This is a genomic window from Candidatus Propionivibrio aalborgensis (assembly GCF_900089945.1).
Lineage (GTDB): Bacteria > Pseudomonadota > Gammaproteobacteria > Burkholderiales > Rhodocyclaceae > Propionivibrio > Propionivibrio aalborgensis.
The window spans coordinates 1-7,892 of the sequence record NZ_FLQY01000143.1 but is presented as its reverse complement, the minus strand read 5'-3'; the positions used below and the strand labels follow the sequence as shown (position 1 = coordinate 7,892).

The window sequence follows — 7,892 nt, the reverse complement described above, 5'->3', positions numbered from 1 at the left end:
TACAGGACAACAGCTTTTCTGTCGACGTCTCGCCGGAAACCCTGTCATGCACCATCGGGCTCGATGCGCCCGGCCCGGTCAATCTGGAAAAAGCGCTCCGCTTGTCGGACCGTCTGGGCGGCCACCTCGTTTCCGGCCATGTCGATGGCGTCGGGGAAGTGCTGCGCTTCGATCCTGTCGGCGACAATCGCCTGCTCGAAATCCGCGCTCCCGAGGCTTTGGCCAAATACATCGCGCGCAAGGGCTCAATCACCGTCAATGGCGTCAGCCTGACTACCAATTCGGTCGACGGCGCCTGTTTCAGCATCAACCTGATACCGCACACGCTCGATGCGACGACGCTCGGAAGCCTGAAGCCGAGCAGCCGGGTCAATCTCGAGATCGACCTCATCGCACGTTACGTCGAGCGCATGCTTGATCCCGACGCTCCGGAATCAAATTAAATGTCACCATTGAGCCAATCACCGGCCATTTCGCCCATTGAGGAAATCATCGTGGAAATGCGCGCCGGGCGCATGGTCATCCTGGTCGACGAAGAGGATCGCGAAAACGAGGGTGACCTCGTCCTTGCCGCCGAACACGTTACGCCCGAGGCCATCAACTTCATGGCCAAGTATGCGCGAGGCTTGATTTGCCTGACGCTGACCGAGGCGCGCTGCAAGCAGATCGGACTCACACAGATGGCACGCGACAACAAGAGCGCGTACAGCACAGCCTTCACCGTCTCAATTGAGGCGGCAAGCGGTGTCACCACCGGCATTTCGGCTCAGGACAGGGCACGCACGATCCAGGTCGCCGTGGCACGCGACGCACGACCGGAAGATATCGTGCAGCCGGGGCACATTTTTCCGATCACCGCCAAGGCGGGTGGCGTTCTGGTGCGTGCCGGCCACACCGAGGCAGGTTGCGATCTCGCGCAGATCGCCGGACTGGATCCCTCATCGGTGATTTGCGAAATCCTCAAGGACGACGGTTCGATGGCCCGCCTGGACGATCTGATTACATTTGCGCAAGCGCACAGTCTGAAGATCGGTTCGATTGCCGACTTGATCAATTTTCGCAGCCGCAATGAAACGCTGGTCGAACGCGCCTTCTCCAAACCAGTTCAGTCCGTCCATGGCGATTTCACCTTGCACGCCTATACCGACCGCAGCACCAATGAAGTTCATCTGGCGCTGACCAAAGGCGAAATCTGCGCGGATAAGGAAACGCTGGTACGGGTGCATGAACCCCTGACGGTGCTCGACTTCCTTGACCCTTCGAGTGGCCGCCACTCCTTCTCGCTCGACCAGGCGCGACACGCGCTGTCAAAGGCCGACTCCGGCGTCATCGTTCTGCTGCGCCGCCCGGAAACCTGCCACGATATTCTTGCCGCGCTTGTCGAGCAATCGCCTGCGCAACGCCCGGCAGCGAAATGGGACCCGCGAATGTACGGTATCGGCGCGCAAATCCTGCGCGACCTCGGCGTACGCAAGATGAAATTGCTGGCGAGTCCGCGCCGCATGCCGAGCATGACGGGTTTTGATCTCGAAGTGACCGGTTTTATCAGCTCGCCGGCCGAATTGGAATAGATTGAAAGGAAGATTGATATGGCTCGCTACGACAACATCTTTGAATACGAAAGCGACCTGGCCGGTGATGGGCTGGCCGTTGGCATCGTCATGAGCCGCTTCAACCAGGATATTTGCGAGGGCCTGCTGGCTGCCTGCACCGCCGAGCTCAAGCGTCTTGGCGTCGCCGACGATGATGTCGAGATTGCCACCGTGGCCGGTGCGCTTGAAATTCCCCTGGTGCTGCAAACGATGGCACAGAGCGACCGTTACGATGCCTTGATTGCCCTCGGGGCCGTCATTCGCGGCGACACCTATCACTTCGAAGTCGTTGCCAACGACGCATGCCGCGCAGTCATGGAGGTGCAACTCGATACCGGCATCCCGATTGCCAACGGCATTCTGACTTGCGACGACGACGATCAGGCGCTCGCGCGCATGCAGGTGAAGGGCGCTGACTGTGCCCGGACCGCAATCGAAACGGCCAATCTGCTGCGCGCAATTGGCGAAAGGCCGGCATGAGCAACCCACGGGATCACGTCCCTACCGCCGCCAATGGGGTCAAGCGCGAGCCTCAACCCGCAACCAGATCGTCTGCAAAACCGCTCGCCAAGTCACCGCGCCGCCGCGCTCGTGAGTTTGCGCTGCAAGGCCTCTACCAATGGCGGATCAGTGGCAACGATGAGGCGACGATCAAGGCGCACCTGGGCGACGTCGCCGGGTTTCAAAAGGCCGATCGCGAGTTTTTCACCGGCCTGCTGCACGGCGTTCTTGCGCAACATGCGGCTTTACAGGAACAGCTTCAGACCTTCCTTGATCGCCCGTTCAGTGAACTTTCACCTGTCGAGGCCAGTGTGCTGTTGGCTGGCGCCTACGAACTCGCCAATTTCCCGCAGACCCCCTATCGCGTCATCATCAACGAAGCCATCGAACTGACCAAGGGTTACGGCGGAACCGATGGCCACAAATACGTCAACGGCGTGCTCGACAAACTGGCCACCGCGCTTCGCCCGGTTGAAGTCGAGGCCAAGCGCACCAAGAAATGAACATCAACCATAGAGACACAGAGCACCCCATTTCGGGCTTGCTCTTCTCTGCGAATACTCTGTGTCTCCGTGTCTCTGTGGTTAATCGGTTCTTTTCGTGCCCTCCGAATTCGATCTGATCACCCGCTACTTCGTGCGTCCAACGCCAAACGCGGTCCTTGGTCCTGGCGACGATTGCGCAGTGCTGGCGCCCGCACCCGGTATGGAACTGGCGATCACGACTGACATGCTGGTCTCCGGCACCCATTTCCTTCCCGACGCCGATCCCTGCCAGCTGGGCTGGAAGACCCTGGCGGTCAACCTCTCCGATCTGGCCGCAATGGGCGCCAAGCCCCGTTGGGCATTGCTCGCCGGCAGTCTGCCAAGCGCCGACGAGCCTTGGCTTGCCGCCTTTGCTGACGGGCTCTTTGCATGCGCCGAACGCTACGGCGTCGATCTGGTGGGAGGGGATACCACGCGCGGGCCGCTCAATCTGTGCGTCACCGCGCTTGGCGAGGTGCCGGCCGGCGCCGCGCTACGCCGGGACGGTGCACAGGTGGGCGATGACCTTTGGGTGTCCGGACAGCCCGGATTGGCGGCTCTTGGACTGGCACATCTGCAAGGTCGAGCACGATTGCCGGAACCCCTCGCCAGCCGTTGCCTTGCGGCCTTGCACCGGCCACTTCCACGCATTGAGCTGGGATTGGCTTTGCGCAGGCTGGCGCATGCCATGATCGATGTGTCGGACGGCCTGCTTGCCGATCTGGGCCATATCGCCGAGCGCTCGGGCGTTGTCGCCGAAGTATTCCAGCCACAGCTTCCTGCGCTGCCTACGGGAGCGGAACCCGCGCTGGTACGCAATTGCCAACTGGCTGGCGGTGACGATTACGAACTGGTATTTTCTGCCGCACCCGGCAAACGCCATGAACTGGCCGAGCTGGCGGCACAGCTCGACCTGCCGTTGTGGCGCTTCGGTCGTATTATTAAGGCAGGGGGTGGCATTCACGGCGAAGTCCGTCTACTGGACGAACATGGACAGACCTTGCCCACAACTCGCAAAGGATTCGATCATTTTGATCAAGGCAAGCTTTAAACCACCATCGCTCAGCTTCCTCTTGTCGCATCCAGCACATCTTGTCGCATGCGGATTCGGCAGCGGCCTGTCGCCTTTTGCACCTGGAACCGCTGGAACGCTTTTCGCGTGGGCGCTGTTTCCAATTCTCCGGGAATGGACGAGCGACGTCGAACTGCTCGGTATCCTGGTCGCGTGCTTCATTGGCGGCGTGCTTGCAGTGCACAAGACAGGCGCCGATCTTGGCGTTGTCGATCATGGCAGCATCGTTTGGGACGAAATCGTTCCCTTCTGGCTGGTTCTGGTGTTTTGTCCGGCGAGTTTCCTATGGCAGGCGCTCGCCTTTCTGCTTTTCCGTTTTTTTGACATCGTCAAACCGCAACCGGCACGCTATTTCGATGAAGAAGTGAAAAACGGCTTTGGTGTGATGACCGACGACCTGATTGCCGCTGGCTACACTGTCCTCGTACTCGCGCTCCTGCAATTCATCCTGCAATGAACCAGACAGAACTCGAAGCCCTCGCCGCACAAGTCGGCGCTTTGTTGGTAGCCAACGGCCAGAAACTGGTGACGGCCGAGTCCTGTACGGGGGGCTGGGTTGCTCAATGCCTGACTGCGATTGCGGGCAGTTCGACGTGGTTTGATCGCGCTTTCGTCTCGTACTCGAACGAAGCCAAGCGGGAGATGCTGGGCGTAACCGGAGAGACGCTCAGCACACACGGCGCAGTCAGCGAGGCCACGGCAATCGCCATGGCCAGAGGAGCGCTGTACAACAGCCATGCCGATTGGGCGCTCGCCATTACCGGTGTCGCCGGTCCGAGCGGAGGTTCGCCGGGCAAACCGGTCGGCACTGTATGCTTCGCCTGGGCCGGGCCGGAGAATGGTGAAAGCTGCGAAACCTGCCACTTCAACGGCAGCCGCGAAGTTGTACGCGCACTTTCGGTTGCACATGCGCTGAACGGCATTCTCCGGTATGCACGGTCAATGAGGGTTTAGTGAGGCAGGTGCATGCAAGCTTGTGGCGCGTTCCGAAACGACTCCAGCCATCGCGCAATTCCAGAATCCACGGCCTTCAATAAACTAGAATACGCAGCCATGCGCTTACGGCTTCTCCCCATATTCCTGACATTGCTCGCAGCAGGTGACGCCGCGGCCCTGGGACTCGGGCAAATGACTGTTCATTCCCGTCTTGGCGCACACTTTCGCGCCGAAGTCGAGTTGGTCGGAGCGACCACCGACGAGCCATTGACTGCAAACTGCTTTCGCCTTGGCCAGCCAACCGACTCGGGATCCGGCGTCCCTCACCTGACGCGCGGACACCTAAGGCTTGATCGACAGAACGGGAAACTGCGACTGCTCATCCGCTCCGATCAAACAATCAACGACCCCGTCCTCCAGGTCAACCTGCATGCCGGCTGCAGTGCCGAAGTGGCGCGTGACTACTTGTTGATCATGGACCCGATCGAGCTATCTGACAAACGCGCAGCAAGTCCAAGAGCTGCCCTCGGATCTGATCGGGGCAGCCTACCTGTTGCTGGTTCGTCGCCCAGTGCTCCCGATACCCGAAGACAATCAAAGAACGAGAAGCACACATCGCCAGAACCCGCAGAACCAATGCCTGAAAGGAAAGCGCGCAAAGGAAATCCCCCACGGACGAAAGAGCCGGGCACTGAACGCATGTCGGATCGCCTGAGTATTTCAGGGAATGCCCAGGATGAGGCTGTGATACTTGATGGCCTGACCCTGCGCCTGGCGACCGAGCTTTCCAACCCTTCTGCAGCCGGAACGACTGAAGGCCAGCGCTCGATACTTCGTCTGGAATACAAGGTGCTGGCGGCGATTCACGCGCAGGCCAGCCAGCAGTTGAGTCTTGCCGAACAGGTTCGGACGTTGGAGTCGTCACTTGCCGAGTTGCGCGCAGTAACCGAGAACATTGCAGATCCGAAAACGCTGGCTCCGTCACCGGCAGCAACGGCTCCGGCTCACGTGACAAAAGGAATATCGACAACACAGCCGGATCATCGCACCCGACAGAAGTCGTCTGACATGTCTGACGGCTCTTATATCTCCAACTGGTGGATCGGAGCAATTGGCGTGCTCGGTGTGGTTGCCCTTCTGGTCTGGATGCTTCGCCGGCACTCGGCAAAGGCAACACGCCCCTCCTTGAGCCTGGAGCAAAGCAAATCGCACGCTGATGAACCCGTTTCCCGACTGACTCCAGATGAGACGCCGCCTGAAACAGGCTTCGAGGAAACGCAGGTCGCCGACGAAACACCGTTCCCTGACGAGAGCAAGGAATTCGGCCTGCCTCAGCCAGATCAGGCGCCTGTAAAAGAAGCCGCTTTGAAGGCCACTGTGCGTTCCGAGCAAAGCGGGTTCAATCCGGTCATGGAATTGGCCGACATCATGCTCGCCTTTGGCCGCATCAAGGGTGCAACCGAAGCCCTGTTGGAATATGTCGAGGCCAGCCCGGGCGAGGCCCTGCAGCCATGGGTGAAGCTGCTCGATATTTACCGGCAGAATGAAATGCGTGCAGATTACGAAAGCCTCTCGCAAAGACTCAAACTGCATTTCAACGTTGAGCCAGCCGATTGGGAAGCGACACCTGATCTTCCACCACAGTTGGCCGAGATCGGCAACGAAACGGCCGCGAGTTTCGCGATTTTACTGCCCCAGTTGCCCAACATCGGACAGATCACGAACGTTCGAGACGAAATCGCACGCACATGGGGGACTCCCGAGTGCTCCGCCTATCTAAACCGTATCCTGCGCGACAAGCGTAAAGGGGAGAGACAAAGCTTCTCTCTATCGACGGCGAATGAACTGCTGTTCGTGCTGGACATCCTCGAAAAGCGCCTAAACGCCGCGAAGCCGTCCTGATAAATGCCTTGCGCAAGCGAAAAAGAGCGCTCTTTCAGCGGCCACCCCGGCCAAACCTGAATTACTGTATATAATCACAGTCGTCGACACCGAACTAACGCGCAGACTCCGCGCTGTCGAACATGAGATAATCCCCATCAACAAGGATAAAGGACACGCAATGGACGACAACAAGGCAAAAGCCCTGGCTGCAGCACTGGCTCAGATTGAAAAGCAGTTCGGTAAAGGCTCGATCATGAAAATGGGCGACGGCAGTGTCGTCAATGACATTCAGGTCGTTTCAACCGGCTCGCTCGGGCTGGACATCGCGCTGGGGATCGGTGGCCTGCCGCGTGGCCGCGTCGTTGAAATCTATGGTCCCGAATCCTCCGGAAAGACGACACTGGCGCTGCAGGTCATCGCCGAGATGCAGAAGCTTGGCGGCACCGCCGCATTCATCGATGCTGAACACGCGCTGGATCCAACGTATGCCCAGAAACTCGATGTCAATCTTGACGAACTCTTGATCTCGCAGCCGGATACCGGCGAACAGGCGCTTGAAATCGCCGATATGCTGGTGCGTTCGGCGAGCGTTGATGTGATTGTCATCGACTCGGTCGCGGCTCTCGTACCGAAAGCCGAAATCGAAGGCGAAATGGGTGACTCGCTGCCCGGTCTTCAGGCCCGTTTGATGAGCCAGGCACTGCGCAAGCTCACGGCCAACATCAACCGGACCAATACCCTGGTCATCTTCATCAACCAGATCCGCATGAAAATCGGCGTCATGTTCGGCAGCCCGGAAACCACGACCGGAGGCAATGCGCTCAAGTTTTACGCTTCGGTGCGCCTGGATATCCGCCGTATTGGCGGCATCAAGAAGGGTGACGAAGTGATCGGCAATGAAACCCGCGTCAAGGTTGTCAAGAACAAGGTTGCGCCGCCTTTCCGCGAAGCCATTTTTGACATCCTTTACGGCGAAGGAACGTCGCGCGAAGGCGAAATCGTCGAGCTCGGGGTAATTCACAAACTGGTTGAAAAATCCGGTTCCTGGTACGCCTACGGCGGCGACAAGATCGGCCAGGGCAAGGACAATGCTCGTGAATACCTCAAGGCAAACCCGCAAATCGCCGAGGAGATCGAGGCCAAAATCCGCGCTGCAGTTAATGTGCCCTCGCCCAAGCCGTTCAATGCCGCTGAATGAGCGGGCATGAGCAGCTCACTGCGCGAGCGTGCTTTGCGGTTGCTGGCGCGCCGCGAACACGCACGAGCCGAGCTTGCACGGAAGCTCTCGCCGCACGCCGATTCGGCCGAAGAGCTTGAGGCGCTTCTGGATGACTTGGTCGCACGACGGCTGCTATCCGATGAGCGCTACGTCGAAATGCGAAT

The 7,892-nt window shown here is 59.1% G+C and carries 9 protein-coding genes; all 9 read left to right on the top strand.

Annotated features, from left to right (window positions below):
- Window positions 1-443: riboflavin synthase (locus PROAA_RS08485; RefSeq protein ID WP_186410934.1), on the top strand; the 443-nt coding region annotated here is incomplete at its 5' end.
- Window positions 444-1,571 (top strand): bifunctional 3,4-dihydroxy-2-butanone-4-phosphate synthase/GTP cyclohydrolase II, encoded by a 1,128-nt coding sequence (gene ribBA / locus PROAA_RS08480; RefSeq protein WP_186410933.1) that lies wholly within the window; start codon window positions 444-446, stop codon window positions 1,569-1,571. It begins immediately after the preceding gene.
- A gap of 18 nt (window positions 1,572-1,589) precedes the next feature.
- Window positions 1,590-2,072: a 6,7-dimethyl-8-ribityllumazine synthase gene (gene ribH / locus PROAA_RS08475; RefSeq protein ID WP_186410932.1), complete on the top strand. Its 483-nt coding sequence runs from the start codon at window positions 1,590-1,592 to the stop codon at window positions 2,070-2,072.
- Window positions 2,069-2,596, top strand: a complete 528-nt coding sequence (gene nusB, locus PROAA_RS08470; protein WP_186410931.1) for a transcription antitermination factor NusB — start codon at window positions 2,069-2,071, stop codon at window positions 2,594-2,596. Before ribH ends, nusB begins: the two co-directional genes overlap by 4 nt.
- Before the next feature lie 97 nt (window positions 2,597-2,693).
- Complete coding sequence (thiL, locus tag PROAA_RS08465; protein ID WP_186410930.1) at window positions 2,694-3,668, top strand: thiamine-phosphate kinase; 975 nt, start codon at window positions 2,694-2,696, stop codon at window positions 3,666-3,668.
- Window positions 3,649-4,146: a phosphatidylglycerophosphatase A family protein gene (locus PROAA_RS08460; protein WP_245664215.1), complete on the top strand. Its 498-nt coding sequence runs from the start codon at window positions 3,649-3,651 to the stop codon at window positions 4,144-4,146. Before thiL ends, PROAA_RS08460 begins: the two co-directional genes overlap by 20 nt.
- Entirely contained in the window at window positions 4,143-4,643 is a 501-nt protein-coding gene (locus PROAA_RS08455; protein ID WP_186410928.1) for a CinA family protein, read from the top strand. The genes PROAA_RS08460 and PROAA_RS08455 overlap by 4 nt, the downstream gene beginning before the upstream one ends.
- 12 nt (window positions 4,644-4,655) lie before the next feature.
- Window positions 4,656-6,527 carry a type IV pilus assembly protein FimV gene (locus PROAA_RS08450; RefSeq protein WP_483771110.1) on the top strand — a complete coding sequence of 624 codons (1,872 nt, stop codon included), beginning with the start codon at window positions 4,656-4,658 and terminating at the stop codon, window positions 6,525-6,527.
- 160 nt (window positions 6,528-6,687) lie between these two features.
- Window positions 6,688-7,707, top strand: coding sequence for a recombinase RecA (gene recA, locus PROAA_RS08445; protein ID WP_186410926.1), 1,020 nt, complete (start codon window positions 6,688-6,690; stop codon window positions 7,705-7,707).
- The last annotated feature ends 185 nt before the right edge of the window (window positions 7,708-7,892 follow it).